The 22,535-nt window shown below is 35.0% G+C and carries 15 protein-coding genes; 9 read left to right on the forward strand and 6 right to left on the reverse strand.

Annotated features, from left to right (window positions below; genetic code table 11):
• Positions 1-3: 3 nt before the first annotated feature.
• The 6 genes from ABEB23_RS14185 to queG all read left to right on the forward strand — a co-directional run bounded on the left by ABEB23_RS14185 (position 4) and on the right by queG (position 7,200).
• On the forward strand, positions 4-549 hold the full coding sequence (locus ABEB23_RS14185) for a c-type cytochrome (protein WP_348813265.1): 546 nt from the start codon (positions 4-6) through the stop codon (positions 547-549).
• Positions 550-576: 27 nt separating this feature from the next.
• A complete protein-coding gene (locus tag ABEB23_RS14190; protein ID WP_348813266.1) occupies positions 577-1,938 on the forward strand; it encodes a quinol:cytochrome C oxidoreductase in 1,362 nt (453 codons plus the stop codon).
• 19 nt (positions 1,939-1,957) lie between these two features.
• Positions 1,958-3,115, forward strand: coding sequence for a cytochrome c oxidase subunit II (locus ABEB23_RS14195; protein ID WP_348813267.1), 1,158 nt, complete (start codon positions 1,958-1,960; stop codon positions 3,113-3,115).
• Positions 3,116-3,144: 29 nt separating this feature from the next.
• Positions 3,145-4,941, forward strand: coding sequence for a cytochrome c oxidase subunit I (locus ABEB23_RS14200; protein WP_348813268.1), 1,797 nt, complete (start codon positions 3,145-3,147; stop codon positions 4,939-4,941).
• Positions 4,942-5,095: 154 nt separating this feature from the next.
• Positions 5,096-6,118: a Holliday junction branch migration DNA helicase RuvB gene (gene ruvB, locus ABEB23_RS14205; protein WP_348813269.1), complete on the forward strand. Its 1,023-nt coding sequence runs from the start codon at positions 5,096-5,098 to the stop codon at positions 6,116-6,118.
• 158 nt (positions 6,119-6,276) lie between these two features.
• Positions 6,277-7,200, forward strand: coding sequence for a tRNA epoxyqueuosine(34) reductase QueG (gene queG / locus ABEB23_RS14210; RefSeq protein ID WP_348813472.1), 924 nt, complete (start codon positions 6,277-6,279; stop codon positions 7,198-7,200).
• 5 nt (positions 7,201-7,205) lie between these two features.
• Here queG and ABEB23_RS14215 read toward each other — a convergent pair whose 3' ends face one another.
• From ABEB23_RS14215 to ABEB23_RS14240, 6 genes are all read right to left on the reverse strand, one after another.
• Complete coding sequence (locus ABEB23_RS14215) at positions 7,206-8,231, reverse strand: LacI family DNA-binding transcriptional regulator (RefSeq protein WP_348813270.1); 1,026 nt, start codon at positions 8,229-8,231, stop codon at positions 7,206-7,208.
• A 247-nt stretch (positions 8,232-8,478) separates the two neighbouring features.
• Positions 8,479-9,498 (reverse strand): LacI family DNA-binding transcriptional regulator, encoded by a 1,020-nt coding sequence (locus ABEB23_RS14220; RefSeq protein ID WP_348813271.1) that lies wholly within the window; start codon positions 9,496-9,498, stop codon positions 8,479-8,481.
• A gap of 120 nt (positions 9,499-9,618) precedes the next feature.
• Positions 9,619-11,364, reverse strand: a complete 1,746-nt coding sequence (locus ABEB23_RS14225) for a glycoside hydrolase family 13 protein (RefSeq protein WP_348813272.1) — start codon at positions 11,362-11,364, stop codon at positions 9,619-9,621.
• A gap of 19 nt (positions 11,365-11,383) precedes the next feature.
• Entirely contained in the window at positions 11,384-12,274 is an 891-nt protein-coding gene (locus tag ABEB23_RS14230; RefSeq protein WP_348813273.1) for a carbohydrate kinase family protein, read from the reverse strand.
• The gene (locus tag ABEB23_RS14235) at positions 12,271-13,605 is read right to left on the reverse strand and encodes a sugar porter family MFS transporter (RefSeq protein ID WP_348813274.1); all 1,335 of its coding nucleotides are present in this window, start codon (positions 13,603-13,605) and stop codon (positions 12,271-12,273) included. Before ABEB23_RS14235 ends, ABEB23_RS14230 begins: the two co-directional genes overlap by 4 nt.
• A gap of 51 nt (positions 13,606-13,656) precedes the next feature.
• A complete protein-coding gene (locus ABEB23_RS14240) occupies positions 13,657-15,255 on the reverse strand; it encodes a glycoside hydrolase family 32 protein (protein ID WP_348813275.1) in 1,599 nt (532 codons plus the stop codon).
• A gap of 195 nt (positions 15,256-15,450) precedes the next feature.
• On the opposite strand from ABEB23_RS14240, the gene ABEB23_RS14245 reads away from it, so the two are divergent.
• From ABEB23_RS14245 to ABEB23_RS14255, 3 genes are all read left to right on the forward strand, one after another.
• Positions 15,451-17,457 carry a kojibiose hydrolase gene (locus ABEB23_RS14245; RefSeq protein WP_348813276.1) on the forward strand — a complete coding sequence of 669 codons (2,007 nt, stop codon included), beginning with the start codon at positions 15,451-15,453 and terminating at the stop codon, positions 17,455-17,457.
• 500 nt (positions 17,458-17,957) lie between these two features.
• Positions 17,958-20,930, forward strand: a complete 2,973-nt coding sequence (locus ABEB23_RS14250; RefSeq protein ID WP_348813277.1) for a SusC/RagA family TonB-linked outer membrane protein — start codon at positions 17,958-17,960, stop codon at positions 20,928-20,930.
• A 10-nt stretch (positions 20,931-20,940) separates the two neighbouring features.
• On the forward strand, positions 20,941-22,455 hold the full coding sequence (locus tag ABEB23_RS14255; protein WP_348813278.1) for a RagB/SusD family nutrient uptake outer membrane protein: 1,515 nt from the start codon (positions 20,941-20,943) through the stop codon (positions 22,453-22,455).
• Positions 22,456-22,535: the final 80 nt, after the last annotated feature.

Genomic DNA, 22,535 nt, shown 5'->3' on the forward strand with positions numbered 1-22,535 from the left:
GCTATGAAAACGATATATAAAATAACACTTTTATTTGGTTTAACAGTATTAGTTTCGTCTTGTCATAGTACTGACGCTCCTAACTATCAGTATTTTCCAAATATGTATGAATCTGTAGGTTATGAGACCTACTCGGAGTCTAATGCATTTAAAGACGGTAAAGAAGGACAACTTCCAGCTAAAGGATCTATTAATAGAGGTTTTGAAGTGTATGAATATGAAAATTCGACAGCGGGATACGAGCTAGCTAAAGCTAATCTTAAATCGCCTTTGGATTCTTTAAGTAAAAATTTAGATAAAGGTAAAGAGCTTTTTGATATTTATTGCATAAGCTGTCATGGTGCTGCCGGAGACGGAAAAGGTAAATTAGTAGAAAGAGAAAAGTTTCTTGGTGTGCCAAGTTATGCAGATAGACCAATTACTGAGGGAAGTGTATTTCACGTAATTACTTATGGTTTAAATGCAATGGGTTCACACGCTAATCAATTGAATGCCCATGAACGATGGTTGGTTACTGACTATGTTCTAAAACTAAAAAGTGAATTATAATTGTTGAACAAACTGATCGTAATAGATATGTATACATTTTCAAGTAAATTAAAAACTTTTTCTTTCATCTTAATGGCTGTTGGTCTTTTAGGAATTGGATATGGTTTTTTAACTGCACCTAAAGATATTCAAGAAGTTGAAAAAATACTTGCTGCAGATAGTCATGGTGGTCATGGTGCTGTTCAGCATGAGGTTTCAAAATCTTCTCATGAAGTAAATGCTTCTGAGCACGGTGAAGCTGCTGATGTTAAAGAGGCTGCGGAACATAAGGAACATTTAACACACGTTTTGCATCAACTACAAAATAAACCTTGGTCAGCATTATATGTTGCTTGTATTTTCTTTTTATTGATTTCTATGGGTGTGCTAGCATTTTATGCTATTCAACAAGTTTCACAAGCTGGTTGGTCTCCTGTTTTATTCAGAGTTATGCAAGGAATTACAGCTTATTTGCCAGTGGGTTCTGTTTTGTTTTTTATTCTGTTAGTAATGTGTGGCCTACACTTTAATCATATATTTACATGGTTAGGAGAAGGTGTGACAGATCCTAAAAGTTTAAATTATGATGCAATTATTGCAGGTAAATCAGGTTATTTAAATTTTCCATTTTGGATTGTTAGAGCGGCAATATTTTTATTAGGATGGAATTTATACCGTTTTTATTCTAGAAAAAATTGTTTAGCTCAAGATGAAGCTACTGACGATCTTTTCTACAAAAAGAATTTTAAAATTTCTGCGGGATTTTTAGTTTTCTTCATTGTTTCTGAATCTATAATGTCATGGGATTGGATTATGTCTATTGATCCTCACTGGTTTAGTACTTTGTTTGGATGGTATGTATTTGCTAGTTTCTTTGTTAGTGGTATAACAATGATTGCAATGGTAACTTTATACTTAAAATCAAAAGGATATTTAGAACATGTTAATACTAGTCATATTCATGATTTAGCTAAATTCATGTTTGGTATCAGTGTTTTTTGGACTTACTTATGGTTCTCTCAATTTATGTTGATTTGGTATGCGAATATCCCTGAAGAGGTAACATATTTTGTGACAAGAATACAAGAATACAATCTTCCATTCTTTGGAGCTGTTGTTATGAATTTCCTTTTCCCATTATTGATATTAATCAATACTGATTTCAAAAGAATTACTTGGGTTATTGTTATGGCTGGTATTGTAATTTTGTTAGGTCACTATATTGATTTCTTTAATATGATTATGCCCGGTACTGTTGGAGATCAGTGGTTTATTGGGGTATCAGAAATTGCATCCGTTCTTTTCTTTTTAGGTTTGTTTATTTTTGTTGTTTTCACAGCATTAACTAAATCTCCATTGTTAGCGAAAAGAAATCCATTTATAGAAGAAAGTAAACATTTTCATTATTAATATTTAAAGAAATAAACAGATGACAAGTTTGTTGGTAATTATAGTTTTAGTTTTATTAGCTGTTGCCCTGTGGCAATTGACGAAAATATTCGATCTTACGCAAGTAGGAAGTTCAGATTCGGACGATTCTCAGATAGCTACAGATAATGACAATAACGTCCAAGGTTATTTAATGTTTGGTTTCTTGGCTTTTATCTATATTTTTACAATTTACGGATTGTTTAAATGGGGTTCGTTGCCACTTCATACACCTGCTTCAGAGCATGGTGGTGATGTAGATAATCTTATGAATATTACTTGGGTGTTAATATTTACAGTTCAAGCAATAACACAGGTATTGTTACATTATTTTTCTTTTAAATATAGAGGAAATAAGGATAAAAAGGCTTTGTATTTTGCTGATAATAATAAATTAGAGGCGATATGGAGTGTTATTCCTGCTGTTGTTTTGGCTGGACTAATTTTGTATGGACTTTATGCTTGGAATAACATCATGTTTGTTGATGAAGAGGAAGAAACTATCGTTATAGAATTATATGCTCAACAGTTTAACTGGAAAGCTAGATATTCTGGTACTGATAATGTTTTAGGAAAAGCTAATGTTAGATTTATTGAAGGTCCAAACGCTGTAGGTGTTGATTTATCTGACCCATATTCTCAAGATGATATTGTTGTAACTGAATTGCATATTCCAAAAGGAAAGAAAGTGCATTTTAAAATGCGTTCTCAGGATGTTTTGCATTCAGCCTATATGCCTCACTTTAGAGCACAAATGAATTGTGTTCCAGGGATGGTTACTGAATTTGCTTTTGTGCCGACATATACAACTTCAGAATATAGAGAGTTACCATTTATGGTTGAAAAAGTGGCCAATATTAATGCTCTAAGAGCTAAAAAAAGTATTGAGTTAGTGGCTAAAGGTCAAACCGCACTTGATCCATATACTTTTGATTATTTGTTGCTATGTAATAAAATTTGTGGTGCTTCGCATTACAACATGCAAATGAAAGTTATTGTTGATACACCTGAAGATTACAAAAAATGGTTAAGTGAACAAGTAACTTTAGTAAACGAAATTAAAGCGGCTAATGAACCTGCTCCTGTTGAGAATGCAGTAGGGACAGATTCCACTAAAACTAATGACACCGCAGCTGTTGCTAAAATAGCTATGAAATAATTATTAAGAAAAATTTAAAGTATACATATATGTCAGCAGAAGGTCACGATCACGGACACGATCACGAACACGAACACCACCATAAAGAAACTTTTATTACTAAATATATTTTTAGTATAGATCATAAAATGATCGCAAAACAGTACTTGATTACAGGTATTGTTATGGGGATTATTGGTATTGGTATGTCAATGCTTTTTAGAATGCAATTGGCATGGCCGGAAGAATCATTCAAAATCTTTAATGTATTATTGGGTGATAAATTTGCTCCAAACGGAGTAATGACTAATGATATTTATTTGGCTTTGGTTACCATTCACGGAACTATAATGGTTTTCTTTGTACTTACGGCTGGATTAAGCGGAACTTTTAGTAATTTGCTGATCCCGCTTCAAATTGGGGCTCGCGATATGGCTTCTGGGTTCATGAATATGATTTCCTATTGGTTGTTTTTCTTATCTGCCGTGATAATGTTATGTTCTTTATTTGTTGAGGCTGGACCTGCTTCAGCTGGTTGGACAATTTATCCTCCATTAAGTGCATTGCCTCAGGCGATTCCTGGTTCAGGAACTGGTATGACATTATGGTTGGTTTCAATGGCAATTTTTATTGCTTCATCATTAATGGGATCTTTAAATTATATCGTTACTGTTATTAATTTAAGAACCAAAGGAATGACTATGACGAGATTGCCTTTAACTATATGGACATTCTTTGTGACTGCTATTATTGGAGTTGTTTCATTCCCGGTTTTATTATCTGCAGCCTTATTGTTGATTTTTGACAGAAGTTTTGGAACATCATTCTTCTTGTCTGATATTTACATCGCTGGAGAAGTATTGCATTATCAAGGTGGTTCACCAGTTTTGTTCGAGCACTTATTTTGGTTCTTGGGGCATCCTGAAGTTTATATCGTAATTTTACCTGCAATGGGACTTGTTTCAGAAATTATGGCTACGAATTCTCGTAAACCAATTTTTGGATATAGAGCGATGATTATGTCAGTTTTAGCAATTGCTTTCCTTTCAACAATCGTTTGGGGACATCACATGTTTATCTCTGGTATGAATCCATTTTTAGGATCGGTATTTACCTTCACAACATTATTGATTGCTATTCCATCTGCGGTTAAAGCTTTCAACTGGCTTACAACTTTATGGAAAGGAAATTTGCAGTTAAATCCTGCGATGTTGTTTTCTATCGGGATGGTTTCTACTTTTATTACAGGTGGTTTGACTGGAATTATTCTTGGAGACAGTACTTTGGATATTAACGTTCATGATACGTATTTCGTTGTAGCTCACTTCCACTTGGTAATGGGTATATCTGCTCTTTATGGAATGTTTGCTGGTATCTATCATTGGTTTCCAAAGATGTATGGCAAAATGATGAATAAAAACTTAGGTTATATTCACTTTTGGGTAACAGTAGTTTGTGCTTATGGTGTGTTTTTTCCAATGCACTTTATCGGATTAGCTGGATTACCAAGAAGATACTATACTAATACAAACTTCCCATTATTTGATGATTTACAAAACGTAAATGTTCTGATAACTACGTTTGCATTAATTGGTGGTGCTTTCCAATTGGTTTTCTTATATAACTTCTTCAGTAGTATTTTCTACGGTAAGAAATCAGTTCAAAATCCATGGAAATCTAATACATTAGAATGGACAACTCCTGTAGAACATATGCACGGAAACTGGCCAGGTGAAATACCTCATGTACATCGTTGGCCTTATGATTACAGTAATCCTGAGCACGATGAGGATTTTGTACCTCAAAACGTTCCAATGAAGCCAGGTGAAGCGGTATTGCATCACTAGAATTCAAAACATAAATATAAACACCTCTCCGAAAGAAGAGGTGTTTTTTCTTTTAGTGCATTGATGGGAATTTAAAATGATCGTTATAGAGGATCTATTATAATCTCTTAGGGTGCATTTCTTGTAAACTCATTAGTTTCTTTATCTTTGTAATATGAATGAAAATTTAGACCCTACTAATAAAGGATATAATTCTGATGAACTCGATCTTGAAAAAAGGTTGAGACCATTGTCTTTTGATGATTTTGCAGGACAAGACCAGATTTTAGAAAATCTTAAAGTTTTTGTTCAAGCGGCAAATCAAAGAAATGAGGCACTTGATCATACTCTTTTTCACGGTCCTCCAGGTTTGGGTAAAACGACTTTAGCTAATATTTTGGCCAATGAATTACAAGTTGGTATAAAAATAACCTCTGGTCCAGTCTTGGATAAGCCTGGGGATCTTGCAGGTTTGTTGACTAACTTGGAAGAGAGGGATGTTTTGTTTATCGATGAAATTCATCGTTTAAGTCCAATAGTGGAAGAATACCTGTATTCAGCGATGGAAGATTTTAAGATAGACATCATGATTGAGTCTGGTCCTAATGCGCGTACTGTGCAAATCAATTTGAATCCTTTTACATTAATCGGTGCAACAACACGCTCGGGTCTGCTGACAGCTCCTATGAGAGCCCGTTTTGGTATTTCTTCGCGTTTGCAGTACTACACTACGGAACTTTTGACGTCTATTGTTGAACGAAGTTCTTCTATTTTGAAAATGCCGATATCTATGGAGGCTGCAATAGAAATTGCCGGCAGAAGTAGAGGGACGCCTCGAATAGCGAATGCATTATTGCGTCGTGTGCGTGATTTTGCTCAGATTAAAGGAAATGGTACCATCGACATCGAAATTGCGAAATATAGCTTAAAAGCGCTTAATGTTGATGCACACGGCCTCGATGAAATGGATAATAAAATATTAAATACAATTATAGATAAATTCAAAGGTGGTCCGGTAGGCTTGTCTACTTTGGCAACAGCCGTATCCGAAAGCAGCGAAACAATTGAGGAGGTGTATGAACCATTCCTAATTCAGGAAGGTTTTATTATGCGCACCCCTAGGGGTAGAGAAGTCACTGACAAAGCATATAAACATTTAGGTAAGTTGAAAACGAACATTCAAGGGGGCTTGTTTTAAATTTGATTAAAAGTCTCTAGTGTCGATTAGGAGCTGTTTCCTGCTATTCGCTGTATCTTTTCCTGCTTAAAGAAAGCAGTAAAAGGATGTCGCTTCTATCAGGGCTATTGTATTTAGGAGATCAACGCCTGTTTTGGAATTATATATTCATCATTTCTATCATAGATAATAAATTAAAATACACGCAATTCATAAAATCCGAAGCCAAACGGCTCGGGTTTTTGTCTTGTGGGATATCCAAAGCTGAATTTCTGCAACAAGAAGCGCCGAGGCTAGAAAGTTGGTTGAAAAATCAAAGAAATGGCCAGATGTATTATATGGAGAATAATTTTGATAAAAGATTAGACCCAACCTTGCTGGTGGAGGATGCCAAAAGTGTAGTGTCTCTTTTATTGAATTATTATCCTTCAGAATTTCAAGAACCAGACTCTTATAAGGTTTCTAAATATGCCTATGGTGAAGATTACCATTTTGTTATTAAAGAAAAACTGAAAGAGTTCCTGTTTTCAATTCAATCTACGATTGGTGAGGTTTCCGGTCGTGCTTTTGTTGATTCCGCGCCTGTTCTGGATAAGGCATGGGCTGCGAAAAGTGGCTTAGGTTGGATTGGTAAAAACAGTAATTTATTAACGCAAAAAGTAGGTTCGTTTTACTTTATAGCCGAATTAATTATTGACTTAGATTTAGAATATGACTATGCTGTTACGGACCATTGTGGCACTTGTACTGCTTGTATTGATGCCTGTCCAACCCAAGCGATAATTGCGCCCTATCAGGTTGATGGCAGTAAATGTATTTCCTATTTTACAATTGAACTTAAAGACAATATTCCTCAGGAGATGAAAGGAAAGTTTGAAGATTGGGCTTTTGGTTGTGATATTTGTCAGGATGTTTGTCCTTGGAACAGGTTTTCAAAACCACATAATGAACCTTTGCTTAAGGCAAAACCAGAAATGCTTTCTATGTCCAAAAAAGACTGGGAGGAAATAACAGAAGAAACCTTTAAAGTTGTTTTTAAAAATTCCCCTATCAAAAGGACCAAATTTCAAGGTCTGAAAAGAAATATTGATTTCCTAAAGTAGAGTATTTAATTTCTTAAAGTGGAATCTCGTACTATTATACTCGTGTCTAATTCGATAGTTCTTGGATTAAACTGAATTCCTTCTTTATGGCAATTTATTTCTTCTAATAATAAATTAAAGGATGCAATTCCCATTTCATGACTAGGCTGATCTACCGTACTTAATTTTGGGGTGATTACCTGTGACATAAACCAGTTACTAAAACCTATTACGGCAACTTGACTTGGGATTTTAATATCGTTTTCATTAAAGAAAGCCAAAACGCCAACAGCTACTAGGTCTGTAATTGCAAAAATACCGTCAACATCCGGATGATCTTGGATGATTTGCTCTGCAAAATCTTTTCCTTCCAGGAAAGTTACTTTTTCACAAGTATAAACTAATTTAGGGTCAAACGGGATGTTGTTTTTTTCTAGTGCTTTTTTGTATCCAATGTAACGATCAATTGAGTTTTGTGGATTTAACGGGCCACGGATATGGGCAATTTTTGTACAACCATTGTCAATTAAATGCTGAGTAGCATTGAATGCTGCTTTTTGATCATCAATAACCACTTTTGAGCAGGTAGTCAATTTTGCAATTTTATCAAACATTACAAATGGAATCTCTCTGTTGATTATTTCCTTTATATGATCGTCATTATTTGATTCATTAGATAATGACATAATGATTCCGTCCACTCTTTTATTAATAAGGAGTTCGACTTGTTTTTTTTCTAAATCCAATGTTTCACTTGACTGTAATATGATGACTAGATAGCCATTCTTTTCAGCTTCATCGATAATTGAATTAATCACATTTGAAAAAAAATGGTGCATTACTTCCGGAATAATCAAACCAATGGTTTTTGATTCTTTGGTCCTTAAATTTACGGCAAAACTATTAGGCGTATAATGTAAAGTCTGTGCAAGCTCAATTACTGCATTTTTAGTTTTCTCACTAACATCAGGATAGTTTTTTAAAGCTTTAGAAACTGTTGTTATAGAAATTCCTAATTTGGTCGCAATTTCTTTAAGAGTTATGTCTTTCATGAAGATTATATCTACTTGTTTAATTTTGGAAAAAACTTTTTTAATCTAAAATTTTACACAAGATATTAAATTTTATCTTAAATTCTTTCGGAATGTTTAATTAAACAAATTAATACGATTAAGTTAAATTAAGTAGAGAACCGTTTTTTAGTAGATCATGCAATAGTATTGTTTTAAAAATAAACAGCAGTCCCATTTTCAAATAAGAAGTGAGAAGAGTGGAAAGTGTATGTTTAAACTGTTTTTTTTAGGTGGACTCTCTTTCAATTATAGATGTTTCCAGTTCTATAGATTGAAAAACAACAGCTTCATTATTTTTTTTAGCATTTATTTCATCAAATAAAACAGAAGCTGATTTTTGACCAATTTTAAAGCCGGGTTGGTCGATTGTAGTCAGTTTGGGAGTAATAATGCTTGACATAAACCAATTGCTAAAACCAAAAACGGCGACTTGTTTTGGAATAGAAATGCCGATTTCGTTGAAATATTTTATAACTCCGATGGCTACTAAATCGGTTACTGCAAAAATTGCATCAATTTCAGGATGTTCATCGATTATTTTTTTTGCATTCTCATAACCATCTTCAAAATCCAAATTGTTTTCACATAAATATACCAAAGAGGGATCGTATGGAATGTTATGGTCCTCAAGCGCTTTTTTATAACCCAGAAAACGGTCTATTGAATTTTGAGGCAAATAAGAACCTCGGAAATGGGCAATTTTTTTATATCCTTTTTTTATCAGATAGCTAACAGCATCATAAGCTGCTTTTCTGTCGTTAATGGTAACCTTTGAACAGTTTACAATTTTTGCAATTTTATCAAAAAGAACTAAGGGTGTATTGTTTTGTTGAATCATTTTTAAATGGTCGAATTCCCCCGTCTCATTCGATAGTGAAATTAGAATTCCATCTACTCTTTTATTTAATAAAAGGTCAATCTGTTTTTTTTCCAGTTCGTATTTTTCGTTAGACTGCAAAATAATTACCATGTAATTTCTTTTTTCTGCCTCTTCAAGAATTCCTTCAATTACATTCGAGAAAAAATGGTGAACAACAGTTGGAACTATCAGTCCTATTGTTTTGGATTCTTTTGTTCTCAGGTTTACGGCAAAACTATTTGGGGTGTAATGTAATTCGGCAGCCAAATCAATTACTGCTTTTTTTGTCTTTGGACTAACATCAGAATAATCTTTTAATGCCTTAGATACCGTAGTTATAGAAATTCCAAGCTGTGATGCAATTTGTTTGAGAGTGGCGTCTTTCATGTATGGGTGCCCTAAGTTATAAATATCAATAAAAAAACTGTTTCTGAAAAACAAATCTACAATTTAATTTGTAAATCGATTTTCAAAAAACAGTTTAAGTTTAGAGATATTATTTAAGGTCTATTTTAACTCTACTATAATGGCTTCATAAGGCCTTAAAATATTGTTCTTTATTTTTTTGGTATTTGTATAATTATCTAAAAGGATTTTAGATTTGGCCGTTGATATTCTAATATTATATGTTGCATTCTTTTCCGAAAAATTTAATAATATTAATAACTTTTTCCCGTCCAGCTCTCTGGTGTATGCGAATACATCCGGATTGTCTTTGTCTAAAAGAGTGTATTTTCCATAAACAAGTGTTGGTTCCTTTTTTCGTAATGCTACCAAGTTTCTGAAATAATTCAATACTGAATTAGGATCTTTTTCTTGAGCTTCGGCATTAATGGTTTCGTAATTTGGATTTACTTTTAACCAAGGCGTTCCTGTCGTAAAACCTGCATTTTTAGAAGTGTCCCATTGAAAAGGAGTTCTTCCGTTTTCTCTGGAGGTTTGTTTTTGACCTTCTAAAAAAGCATTCAAATCACCTCCTTTATTTTTTAATCCAAAATACTTATTACGGGTGTCTACATCGCGATAATCATCAATTGAATTAAAGCGAATGTTTACCATTCCTAACTCATCACCATAGTAATAATAAGGAGTTCCACGCATGGTCATTATAAAAGTTGAAAGCATTTTTGAAGAGACTTCTCTAAATTCGGGTTGGTCATTTCCAAATTTACTTACCATTCTGGGCTGATCATGATTCGCCAGAAAAATAGATAACCATCCTTTGTCTTTGAATGCTTCGTCATATCGGGAGAAAATCTGTTTGTATTTTACAAGACCAAAATCTTTTAGATGGCTACCAATATCGACACTTTCAAAATGATAGGCCATGTCTAATTCTTTTCGATCCGGATCAACAAATTTTATGGCATCTTCAGGTGAACTTCCTGCACCTTCAGAAACGGTCATGATATCATATTTGCTAAAAACTTCCCTGTTCATTTCTTGCAGATAGTCGTGTAAATGAGGTCCGACACCATAGTATTTTATAATGTTTTTTTCATATCCTTTCGGAAATTCTGGCCATGTAGTGTCTTTTGAAGCGAATTGAAACGCATCCATTCTAAAACCATCTATTCCTTTGTCCAGCCAAAAGCGCATCATTTCGTAGATCTCTTGTCTAAGTTTTGGGTTTTCCCAATTTAAATCAGGCTGTTTTACTGAGAAATAGTGAAGGTAATACGAATCGGTTTGTGCATCGTATTTCCAAGCTTCGCTATTTACATCAAAAAAGCTCCATCTATAAGTTGGCTTTCCTTTTTCTGCTGGCCACCAATGGTAGTAATCTCTATATTTATTATCTCTGGAACTTCTGGCTTGTTTGAACCATTCGTGTTCATCACTACTGTGATTAACCACCAAATCCATGATTAACTTAATGTCACGTTTGTGCATTTCCTTTAGCAAAAGGTCAAAGTCTTCCATGGTTCCAAAATCCTTCATGATATTTCGATAATCGCTGATATCATAACCATTGTCGTCATTTGGAGACGTGTAAATAGGGTTGAGCCAGACAGCATCTATACCCAAGCTTTTTACATAATCCAGTTTCGAAATAATTCCTTTTAAATCTCCCACGCCATCGCCATCACTATCCTTGAAACTTCTGGGATAAATTTGGTAAATAACAGCTTCTTTCCACCATTTGGCATCGATGTTTTTTAGTATTGTAGTTTTTTCATTTTGTGCCAACAGCTTTAAGCAAGGAAGTAATAATAAAGTTAAAAGCAAAAATGTAGAATGATTCTTTTTCATGATAAATTCATTGTTTGAATTAAGTAAGCGGGTTCATAAAAGCATTAATTTCTTCCCCTGATATTGTAGGATTCGCCCCTTCTTTCTGCGCTACCAAAGCCCCTAATGCACAAGCAAAATTAATAGCGGATTGTGGATCATTCTCGGTTAGTAGCTTACTTAATAAACCTGCCAAAAATGAATCGCCCGCTCCCACAGTGTCAGCAACGTCAATCTTATAACCACTGTTGTAATACAGTTTTTCATTATAATACAAAACAGCACCATGGCTTCCTTTGGTTACACAAATGTGTTTGGAATTTGTTTTTTCTGCGATATAAAAGATGTTTTGTTCAAGCGAGTGGAAAGGCGAGTTAAGATCCTCGCTTATTTCGTACAATTCATCATCATTAAATTTTATAAAATCAGCTTTTTTCATCAAATCGATGAGTAATTCTTTAGTGTAAAAAGGAGTACGTAGATTGACGTCAAATATTTTGTATTTAGCTTTATCCAAAAGTCTTAGTAAGGTCTGATGCGATACGGTATCCCGACAAACCAAACTTCCAAAAATCATTGCATCTGCAGCTGATACTGCATTTTCTGCTTCGGGTGTATATTCGATTTTATCCCAGGCTACCGGATAATTGATTGTGTAAGAGGCGGACCCTTTGTCGTTTAATTGGACAATAACTTCTCCGGTCGCAAAGGTTTCGTCCACTTGAATAGTGTTCGTAGAAACACCATTTTCCTGAATATAATGAACGAGTTCTTTTCCTATCTCATCATTTCCCACTCTGCTTATTATTTGGGCGTTCATGCCTAGGGAAGCCATGCGGAGTGCTACATTTAATGGCGCTCCACCAATTTTTCTATGGGTAGGAAAAACGTCAAACAAGACTTCTCCGTAACAGATTATTTTTTTTTTCATGATAATTGTTTGTTAAGTAAACTTTCAGATAGTTCTTCTAATGTTCTTCCTTTGGTTTCGGGCATTTTTAAGAAAACCCAAAGCAATTGGAAAACCATCATGATACAGAAGATGGCAAAAACGGTGGTGGTTCCAATTTCTTTAAACAAAAAAGGGATAAAAGAAGGTATTAATGCTGCTAAGATCCAGTGAACTGAAGTACCAAAAGATGTTCCTGCGGCTCTAAGTTTATTAGGGAATAATTCGGAAATAAAAACCCAGATAACGGCACCCTGACCGATGGCATGAGAGGCGATAAACAAGAAGAAGAAAATAGGAACAGCCATTCCTTTCCACTCGTAAAAGAAAGCTGTAGTTACCAGACCCAATGAAATAATATAACCTACGGAGCCTAAATACATCAACGTTTTTCTTCCATATTTGTCAATAAGTGAAATACCGATCATGGTAAATATTAGATTGATGAGTCCGATTCCAATACTGCTTAAAAATGAGGCTGATTTTTCTAATCCTGCCAATTCGAAAATACGTGGAGCATAGTATAAAAAGGCATTTATACCTGAAAGTTGGTTGAAAAACGCAATAAAAAAAGCCAGTAATAATGGTTTTCTGTATTTTTTCATGAAAATAGACTCTTTTTTTCCTTCGGGGGTGGTTTCATTTTCAATAGCGGCAATTTCTTCCTCAATTTGAGCGCCACTATTGATCTGTTTCAAAATTGAAATGGCTTTCTCCCGGTCTTTTTTGTATTCCAAAATCCAACGAGGACTTTCTGGAATTCCAAAAACTAAAAGCGTGTAGATAAAGGATGGAAAAGCTTGTACGCCCAACATCCATCTCCATGAATTTTCTCCTATATCTCTTAAATAGTAGTTTGATGTAAAAGCCATAAGGATGCCGAAAACAATGTTGAATTGGTATAAAGCGACTAATTTTCCTCTATCTTTTGCCGGAGCAATTTCAGAAACATACGTTGGCGCTGCAATAGTGGAGGCGCCAATTCCAATTCCTCCAATGAATCTAAAAATAGAAAAGAAGAAGGGATCATTTGCCAATGCTGTTCCAATTGAAGAAATGAAAAATAACAATCCAATGATTATCAATGTCTTTTTTCTTCCTAAAATATTAGTTGGTAAGGCGCCGAAAATAGCGCCAATAACGGTTCCCCACAATGCGGAAGACATTACTACCAGTCCATGAAACAAATCCGAAGAGCCCCATAATAGTTGCAATTGTTTATCGGCACCTGAAATTACTACGGTATCAAATCCAAATAAAAATCCTGCCAATGCTACAACAATTGACCAATAAAGTATTTTTCGGTTATTCATTTTTTTATTTTTTGGTTAGTGGTTTTTGGTTGTTTGAAAAAGTATCTGATTTTACCAGATTCCTTTAATTTTATTGATAGTCAGATTCCTGATTTCTTGTTTTTCGTCAGTTTGGATACTTAATTTTGTGTAGGGTTTCGTCGGGAATATTTGTTCAGTGAAACTGTAAATACCACCGTTTAGGAAAATTTCAACAGATGACCAATCTAAAATAATTTGATAATCAACAGTATTTGAGGTTATATTTGGAATAGCGGTTTTATGGACATCTTTTCCAAAAGTTTTTTCAAAATTCACTATTCCAGAATGTCTTCTGTCTATCGAGAAAGTCTTTTGTTTAGCGTCATAATTGATTACCAGCGAATCATTAACATTATTAGAAAAGACCAATTTTAAATTTTTTGCTTCAGCTTTGAATTGTAATTCGGATTGGTTGAAGTAATCATAAGTGAAGGTGGTTTTTTCTTCGGTTTTTATAGAAATTAGGTCTTTGGAAAATTCAGAAACCTGCTGTTTTTTGAATTGCTCAACTGGGTTGCTTTTTAGTACATAATTTCCATTTACTTTCGAAAGAGAGAGTTCTCTTGGTAATGTCATGGCGCTTCTCCAGTTTTTTGTTGGAGTGTTTCGGGCGTATAACCAGTTGCTCATCCAGCCTATGAATATTCGCTTTCCGTTTGGAGCGTCATTATAGGTGACTCCGGCATAATTGTCGGCGCCGTAGTCAATCCACTTAATGTCTTTTTGGTCTGTCTTAAAGCTTTTTCCGTCAAAATCTCCTATGAAATATTGGGTTCCCGAACCTCCATTTGGTGCGCCGGGATTTATACTGATTAGTAAAATCCATTTTTCCTCTTGTGAATGCCCGACTTTTAGTTTGAAGATGTCGGGACATTCCCAAACACCACCATGGGCACCAATGTTTTTGCCGAATTCACTTTGGAGTTCCCAATTAATTAAATTTTTTGATGTATAAAATTTGGCATGATCTCCAGCGACTAGAACCATAGTCCAGATTTTGGCAGTTTCGTTCCAAAAGACTTTTGGATCTCTGAAATCTTTTAAAACTAGATTACTGATAATTGGATTTTTATCATATTTAGTCCAAGTTTCTCCTTCGTCCAGACTATAAGCCAAGCCTTGTGATTGTGTGTTTAGTTTTCCCGCTTTTTCAATTTCCATGTTATGATAGGTGAAAATAGCGATCATCGGCGGATTTTCTTTTGTTCCTAAGCCAGATGTGTTGTGAATGTCTATGACGGCACTTCCTGAGAAAATGAGTCCTAGCTGGTCAGGAAATAAAGCTATTTTTTTGTGATTCCAATGAATTAGGTCTGTACTGGTGGCGTGTCCCCAATGCATTGGCCCCCAAACGATATCTTCCGGATAATATTGATAGAATAAATGATAGATTCCTTTATAGTAAACCATTCCGTTAGGATCATTCATCCATTTTTTTTCAGGGGAAAAGTGAAATTGTGGTCGATAAGGTTCTTTGTGAAATTTTGTTGAGTCAATTGTTATGGTTTCTGAACTGGAAATTGCAAAGGAAGTGTTGCTTTCTTTTTGACAAGAATTTAGTAACAATACGATTAATATTGCAATCACTAAGGCGCTTACAGCTAGTAGTTTATCCCATTTTGAATCCATATGATGATCTTTTTATCATTTTTAATCCGATAAAAATAGAACTCATTTTCTTAAAAAAATCACTATCTAAAAATCGACAACGTTTTCGGAATCCCGAAAACGTTGTCGGTCGAAAATTTAATGGTCTTACGCTATTAAATCTAATTTTTAAAAATAAATGATTTAAGTTTGAAAATATTATAAAACTATGAAATTATGATTTTAAATCCTAAATTTTTATTATTAATGTTATTTGTTGGGCCATTTGTTAATGGTCAAGCAAAATCAGATGAATGGCATCTGACTGCTAATTCGAGGGAAAACTATTTCGGAGTGGCGATGGCGAATGGTCAAATAGGAATCGTGACGGATGACACACCGCTTAAGACTAAAGAAATTATTTTGAACGGTGTTTATGACGGTAGTCCGGAAAATGGTATCAGTAGAATTGTTCGGGGAATCGAATTTTTGAATCTTCATTTGAGCGTAAATAACGAGGAGATTAAATCGGATAATATCAGCAACTGGAGTCAGGTGGTCTCAATGAAGGAAGGTACAAGTACAACTTCTTTTTCATTTAAGGATTATGCGAAGATTAATTATACGATTTTGGCTAATAGGGCCATTCCATATTCAGCGATGGCAATTGTTGAAATTACTCCTGTTAAAGATATCGAAATAAAGGCTGATAATTATATGGTTGTTCCGGAGGAATTGAAGGGAGCCAAAAGCCAGTTTCGTGTTTTAAAAGACAATCAATATATGATGCCAGTTTTTGGAACAGCAGCTAAAACCTTAAATGGGAAATACACTGTTGCAGCCTCTACTACTTTTCTTTTTGACGGGCAAAATGAAACTTTGAAACAGACTGGAAATGAAGTTGGTTTTGTTAAAAAATTAGAAAAGGGTAAAAAATACCGTTTTGCCATTGCGGGTGGAATTTGTACTTCAAAAGATGTTACAGATCCATTAAATGAATCTGAAAGGCAACCAATATACGCTTTGCAGGAAGGAATTGATAAATTGCTCAATCGCCATAAACAAGCTTGGGCCGAATTATGGAAAACAGGTGATATACAAATCGAAGGGGATTTAGATGCACAACAACGCGTTCGTTTTGCTTTGTATAATTTGTATTCCTATATACGTCCTGAAACGAGACAAAGTATTGCGCCGATGGGATTGTCTTCGCAGGGATATAATGGTCATATTTTTTGGGATACTGAACTTTGGATGTATCCGACGCTTTTGGCTTTACAACCAGATATGGCAAAATCATGTTTGGATTATCGTTCTGACAGATTGCAAAAAGCAAAACAGAAAGCAACTATTTATGGTTACAAAGGAGCGATGTATCCATGGGAATCAGATGATACAGGGGAGGAGGCTACGCCAACCTGGGCTTTGACCGGGATTTTTGAACAGCATATTACTGCCGATGTTTCGATTGCGTTTTGGAATTATTACACATATACCCAGGATAAATCCTGGTTGAGAAAGGAATGGTCAGTCCTTAAAGAAACTGCGGATTTTTGGGTTAGTAGGGTGGTTAGGAATCAGGATGGAACTTATTCCATTTTGAATGTTGTAGGTGCTGATGAATACGCGCAACATGTAGATGACAATGCTTTTACCAATGCATCGGCTATTGAGTCTTTAAAGAACACCATTAAAGCCGCAACTATTTTAAATGAAGTTGTCGATCCTAAATGGAAAGAGGTGTCTGATAAATTGATGATTCATTCAGAAAATGGAGTAACTCAGAACTATAAAGGGTATAAAGGTCAAATGATTAAACAGGCCGATGTAAATTTATTGGCTTATCCTTTACATATCATCACAGATAAGGCTCAAATCAAAAGAGATTTAGAGTATTACACTGAAAAAATAGATAAAAAAGACGGTCCGGCCATGGCTTCCGGAGTTTTGTCGGTTTTGTATGCAAGATTGGGTGATAAAGAAAAAGCGTATGAGTATTTCGTTAAATCGTATTTGCCAAACAGTCGTCCGCCTTTTGGAGTTTTTTCAGAATCAGCGAATAGTAACAACCCTTATTTTGCGACAGGGGCAGGCGCTATGCTTCAAGCAGTTATTTATGGATTTGGAGGAGTAGAACAAACCGATTTAGGTTTGAAGTATAATAAAGGACTTTTGCCGAAAAACTGGAAATCGTTAAAAATTATCGGTCTGGGGGTTGATAATAAAATGATAACAGTAGAGTAATTTTTTTGCCTCGAATGCTCTAATCCTGATTTTGATGATCAGGATTGTACGGTGTATTCGAGGTTTTTTTATTTAGTGTTTTGATTTAGTATTATTTCAGGCAGACTTTTTTAGTTGAATTCTGTTTTGAAATTGTTAAGGTCGAAAAAACAATATGATTGGCAAGAATGTTAATTTTATTATAAAGTCAATCTAAAATTGAAGTATTCGCAATTTTTTCAGTAGAAAGCGCCTTGTTGTAATCAATCGTATGTGTTTTTTAGTTAAGAAATCCAAAAAAGAAGCATTATGTGTTTTTTTATTGGGTTTTTTTTATGTTTAATATAATTTTAATATTAAAATTTTGAACTATTAATTTTTTAAATCGAAAACGTTTTCGGCGCAACGAAAACGTTATAGTTTGTGGTTTTCATAAAATTATCTTAAAATTATCACTACGTTTGATTTTATATTTAAAACAAACCATTTAAACAAATTATTAACCAACTTATTTATTACGTATGAAAAATAGTCTACTTAAAGGCTTAATGGTGTTTCTAACCATGCTATGTACTAGCTTGACTTATTCGCAAGATGTGTCAGGTACGGTTTCAGATTCCAGCGGTCCGCTTCCAGGGGCTTCTGTATTGGTAAAAGGAACAACAAATGGAGCACAAACTGATTTCGATGGGGGTTTTACTATCAGAAATGTTGGTCCAAACGCAGTTTTGATCTTTAGCTACATTGGTCTTAAGAGTCAAGAAGTAAATGTAGCAGGAAAAACCTCAGTTAAAGTTACCTTAAAAGAGGATTCTGCAGAATTGAAAGAAGTAGTAGTTATAGGCTACGGTTCTGTTAAGAAGAAAGATGCAACAGGTGCAGTTGATCAAATCGGTTCAAAAGATTTTGACAACGTAACCTCTCCTTCACCTGCTCAATTGTTGAGAGGTAAAGTTGCGGGTGTTCAGGTAACTCAGTCAAGCGGGGAGCCGGGAGCCGGAGTTTCAATTAGAGTACGTGGAAATTCGTCTATCCGTTCAGGAAACGGACCATTAATTGTTATCGATGGTGTGCCTTTGGATGGTGGAAATGTTTCTGCCGGTGGGGATGATTTATTAGGTACTTCATCTGCAAGAAATCCATTAAACTTTGTGAATCAAAATGATATAGAAAGCATGAGTGTTTTAAAAGACGCGTCTTCAACAGCTATATATGGTTCTCGTGGGGCTAATGGTGTAATTGTAATTACTACTAAAAAAGGGAAATCTAAAGAGCCTCAATTAAATTACAGTACATCTCTTCAGTTTGGTGAAATGTCAGGTGATTTTGATGTGATGAATGCTAATCAATTTGTAGATGCAGGAGGAAATGATGAGGGATCAAGAGGTTATTATTGGAAGGATGCCGTAATGCGTTCTAGTTTTACAATGAATAATGATTTGTCTTTTAGTAAAACAACTGAAAATTCTAACACTAGATTGTCATTTGGAGCTTCTAATACAGACGGACTTGTTAAAAACACGGGAATGGATAAATACAGTGCAACATTGTATAACTCTAATGACTTTTTTGGAGGTGCTGTGAAAATCGAGTCTAGATTGGTATATGCGGCTATCAAAGATGAAGCTACGCTTTTGGCAAACAATTCAGGTTATATTGGAAATGTATTGGGTACTGCATTATATTGGAATCCTACATTGCCAATATATAATCCAGATGGTTCTTACCATGTGGTGAGTAATACCTACTTGAATCCAGTGCAATTGTTAAATTCGTATAAAGATTACACGAATACCAGTAAGTTGCTGGGAAGTATTAATACGACTTGGAAAATCAATGACCACTTCAAATATCAATTCTTATTCGGTATTGAGACTTCAACTTCAACCAGAAAAAGTCAATTGTTGCCTTCTATCAATATTCAGAATGTAGCTCAGGCGACTATTCCTGGAACAACGACGGTAAAATATGGTCAGGCATCAATGAATACACAAGATAAATTCAATAAAACATTTGAACACACTTTAAGTTATAATAATGATTTTAGTGATAATTTCAATTTGGATGCCTTACTTGGTTATTCTTACTATGATTACAATGCTGATGGTTTTACAGCTATGGGTAGAGGGTATGATGCTAACCAAACGAATTTAATAGACAATATTGAAGGTGGTTTGCAAAATGAATACAGAGCCACTTCATATAGAAACAGAGTGGAATTACAATCTTATTTTGGTAGAGTTAATGCCACTTTATATAAAAAATTAATAATTACAGGAACATTGCGTTCTGATGGTTCTACTAAACTGGGAGAGAATAATAAATATGATTATTTTCCTTCTGTAGGTGTTGCTTACAAAGTTGTTGAAGGAAAAGAGGGTGTATTGAACAGTTTAAAAATTAGAGGTAACTATGGAATTACCGGTAATCAGGAATTCGCGCCAAACTCTGCAATCGCAAGAGCTTCTTATGGATTAAATGGTACTCTGAACGTTGATAGTAATGCTAACGCTGATTTGAAATGGGAAACAACAACCTCTTATGGTTTTGGTGCAGATTTCGAATTGGTTAATAATAGATTATCAGGTTCGGTTGATTATTTCTATAGAGATACTGAGAACTTAATTTTCCCTGTTCCTGCTGCTGCGACGCAACCAGGACCACCATCTCCACGTTACAAAAACTTGCCTGGGAACTTGATTAACAAAGGGGTTGAAGTATCCTTGAATTACAAAATATTGGATAAAGAAGACCTAACATGGGATATTTCTGGGAATGCGTCTTTCTTAAGCAATAAAATGACAAATTTTGCTGGATTCGTATCAACGGGAGCATTAAATGGGCAAGGTTTGTCTAATGCTTACGCACAGATTATTACTAATGATGAGCCTATTTACAGCTACTATTTATATGAATGGAGAGGATATGATGCTAACGGAATGTCTATTTATGCTGATGCTGCCGGTAATGATACGGATCTAGGAACAGCGGCAAAAAAATTGTTGGACAAGCAACCGTTACCAACTATGAATCTTGGAATAAATACTAGTTTAACTTATAAAGCGTTTGACGCAAGTGCTTCTTTTTACGGTGCTTTCGGACATTACCTTTACAATAATACGGCAAATGCTTATTTCTTTAAAGGCGCATTCCTTGGAGGACGAAACGTTACCGAAGAGGCTGCAACTTCTCCACAAGCGCAAGGGGATCCAAATTCACCATCCACTAAGTACTTAGAAAAAGGTGATTTCTTTAGAATGGGTAATCTTACTGTTGGATACACTTTCAAAGGGGATGCTTTAGAGAAATACAAGATTAAATCAGCTCGTATTTATATGAATGGTAATAATTTATTTGTGATTACTGATTATTCAGGTTTTGATCCAGAGGTTGATACAGATAAATCATTAAACGGAGTACCTTCTGCAGGGATGGATTACTTATCTTATCCTAGAGATAGAAGTTTTGCTGTTGGACTTAACGTAACATTTTAATTAAAAGACAATGAAAAGAATAAATATTATAAAAACCATCCTATTTGCCGGTACAGTTGTTTTTGGTGTTAGTTGTACGAATCTAGAAGAGGAAGTACTAGATGGTGTTGTGATAGCTGGGGGCTCTGGTGGAGCTGTAAATACTGCCTCAATATTAACCAGTGCTTATGAAGGATTAAGAGGTTTTCAGACACAAGGGCAAGTTTTTGCTTTGGATGAAATGTCAACAGATGCTTTAGTTGGACCAACTCGTGGAGGTGACTGGGATGACAATGCAGCATGGAGACAAATCCATGTGCATACTTGGGCTCCGGATCATGGAGAGATCAGGAATGCTTGGAACACTTTATTGTCTCAAGTGCATAACTGTAATTTAGTTGTTAATAATGGTACAGCTTCTGAAGTTACCCAAGCTCGTTTTTTAAGAGCATTCTATTATTATAATGTAATTGATTTGTTTGGTCAGGCTCCATACAGAGAAGCAGGTTCTCCATTAGAAGATGATCCGAAAGTTTGGACCAGAGTAGAAGCAACAGCTTTTGTAATCAGTGAATTGGAAGCGGTAGTGTCACAATTGCCGGCGAGAACTGCTGGAGATGCAAGTATTGCAAATGCAGATGCAGCTCACTTTTTATTAGCAAAATTGTATTTGAATAAAGCAGTATTTACAGCTGAAAATCCTGCGGGTCCTTATACGTTTGCTGCTGCTGATATGAATAAGGTTATCGAGCATGTTGATGCCATTAACAGTAGTTTAGCTCCTGATTATTGGGATAACTTTAAACCGGAAAACAATACATCGCCAGAGATATTGTTCTCTTCTAAAAACGTCAGAGGTGGTGCTGGTGGTGGTATTCAATTTCATTGGAGAATGTCGATGCACTATAACCAAACACCTGACGGATGGAATGGTTTTGCCACTGTAGCTGAGTATTACGAGAAGTTTAATCCAAACGATAAGCGTATTAAAAATGCGGATCCTGCAATCATTGCTAACTTTGGTAACCCAGTTGGATTGCAAGTTGGACAAATGTACAAACCGGGAGGAGTTGTTCCGTTGAAAGACAGAAATGGAAATCCACTGATTTATACCCCTGAAGTAACATTAATCACAAGTGGTGCCACTCTTGAAACTGCAGGTATAAGAATGCAAAAATACATCCCGGATATCTCTAATATAGGAACTCCGGAAAATGATTTCGTTTTTATGCGTTATTCTGATGCTTTGTTAATGAAAGCAGAAGCTATTTTAAGAGGGGGTACTGGAAGTGTTGGTACTATTATGACGGATATTGCTGCAAGAACAGGTCAAGCAGCTTCTCCTGCTACTCTAGATGGAGTATATCTTGAAAGAGGAAAAGAATTATGGTTAGAGGGATGGAGAAGAAATGACATGATTCGTTTTGGAACATTTTTAGGGGAAAGAGAACTGAAAAAGTATGTTTCAGATGCTAGATACGCATTGTATCCAATACCGGCAGATGCTTTATTTAATGCCAATTTAAAACAAAATCCTGGTTATTAAGATAATGATTACTATTAACATGTTTTGAGTTAGTTATAAAGAGGGTATTTAGTACCCTCTTTATTTTATAATTAATTTTT

The sequence above is a fragment of the Flavobacterium maritimum genome, assembly GCF_040049085.1.
GTDB lineage: Bacteria > Bacteroidota > Bacteroidia > Flavobacteriales > Flavobacteriaceae > Flavobacterium > Flavobacterium maritimum.

What these genes read in the sequence shown, in the direction of transcription:
- ABEB23_RS14185 (WP_348813265.1), top strand. Translation starts at nt 4, where the DNA reads ATGAAAACGATATATAAAATAACACTTTTATTTGGTTTAACAGTATTA.
- ABEB23_RS14190 (WP_348813266.1), top strand. Translation starts at nt 577, where the DNA reads ATGTATACATTTTCAAGTAAATTAAAAACTTTTTCTTTCATCTTAATG.
- ABEB23_RS14195 (WP_348813267.1), top strand. Translation starts at nt 1,958, where the DNA reads ATGACAAGTTTGTTGGTAATTATAGTTTTAGTTTTATTAGCTGTTGCC.
- ABEB23_RS14200 (WP_348813268.1), top strand. Translation starts at nt 3,145, where the DNA reads ATGTCAGCAGAAGGTCACGATCACGGACACGATCACGAACACGAACAC.
- ruvB (WP_348813269.1), top strand. Translation starts at nt 5,096, where the DNA reads ATGAATGAAAATTTAGACCCTACTAATAAAGGATATAATTCTGATGAA.
- ABEB23_RS14215 (WP_348813270.1), bottom strand. Translation starts at nt 8,231, where the DNA reads ATGAAAGACATAACTCTTAAAGAAATTGCGACCAAATTAGGAATTTCT.
- ABEB23_RS14220 (WP_348813271.1), bottom strand. Translation starts at nt 9,498, where the DNA reads ATGAAAGACGCCACTCTCAAACAAATTGCATCACAGCTTGGAATTTCT.
- ABEB23_RS14225 (WP_348813272.1), bottom strand. Translation starts at nt 11,364, where the DNA reads ATGAAAAAGAATCATTCTACATTTTTGCTTTTAACTTTATTATTACTT.
- ABEB23_RS14230 (WP_348813273.1), bottom strand. Translation starts at nt 12,274, where the DNA reads ATGAAAAAAAAAATAATCTGTTACGGAGAAGTCTTGTTTGACGTTTTT.
- ABEB23_RS14235 (WP_348813274.1), bottom strand. Translation starts at nt 13,605, where the DNA reads ATGAATAACCGAAAAATACTTTATTGGTCAATTGTTGTAGCATTGGCA.
- ABEB23_RS14240 (WP_348813275.1), bottom strand. Translation starts at nt 15,255, where the DNA reads ATGGATTCAAAATGGGATAAACTACTAGCTGTAAGCGCCTTAGTGATT.
- ABEB23_RS14245 (WP_348813276.1), top strand. Translation starts at nt 15,451, where the DNA reads ATGATTTTAAATCCTAAATTTTTATTATTAATGTTATTTGTTGGGCCA.
- ABEB23_RS14250 (WP_348813277.1), top strand. Translation starts at nt 17,958, where the DNA reads ATGAAAAATAGTCTACTTAAAGGCTTAATGGTGTTTCTAACCATGCTA.
- ABEB23_RS14255 (WP_348813278.1), top strand. Translation starts at nt 20,941, where the DNA reads ATGAAAAGAATAAATATTATAAAAACCATCCTATTTGCCGGTACAGTT.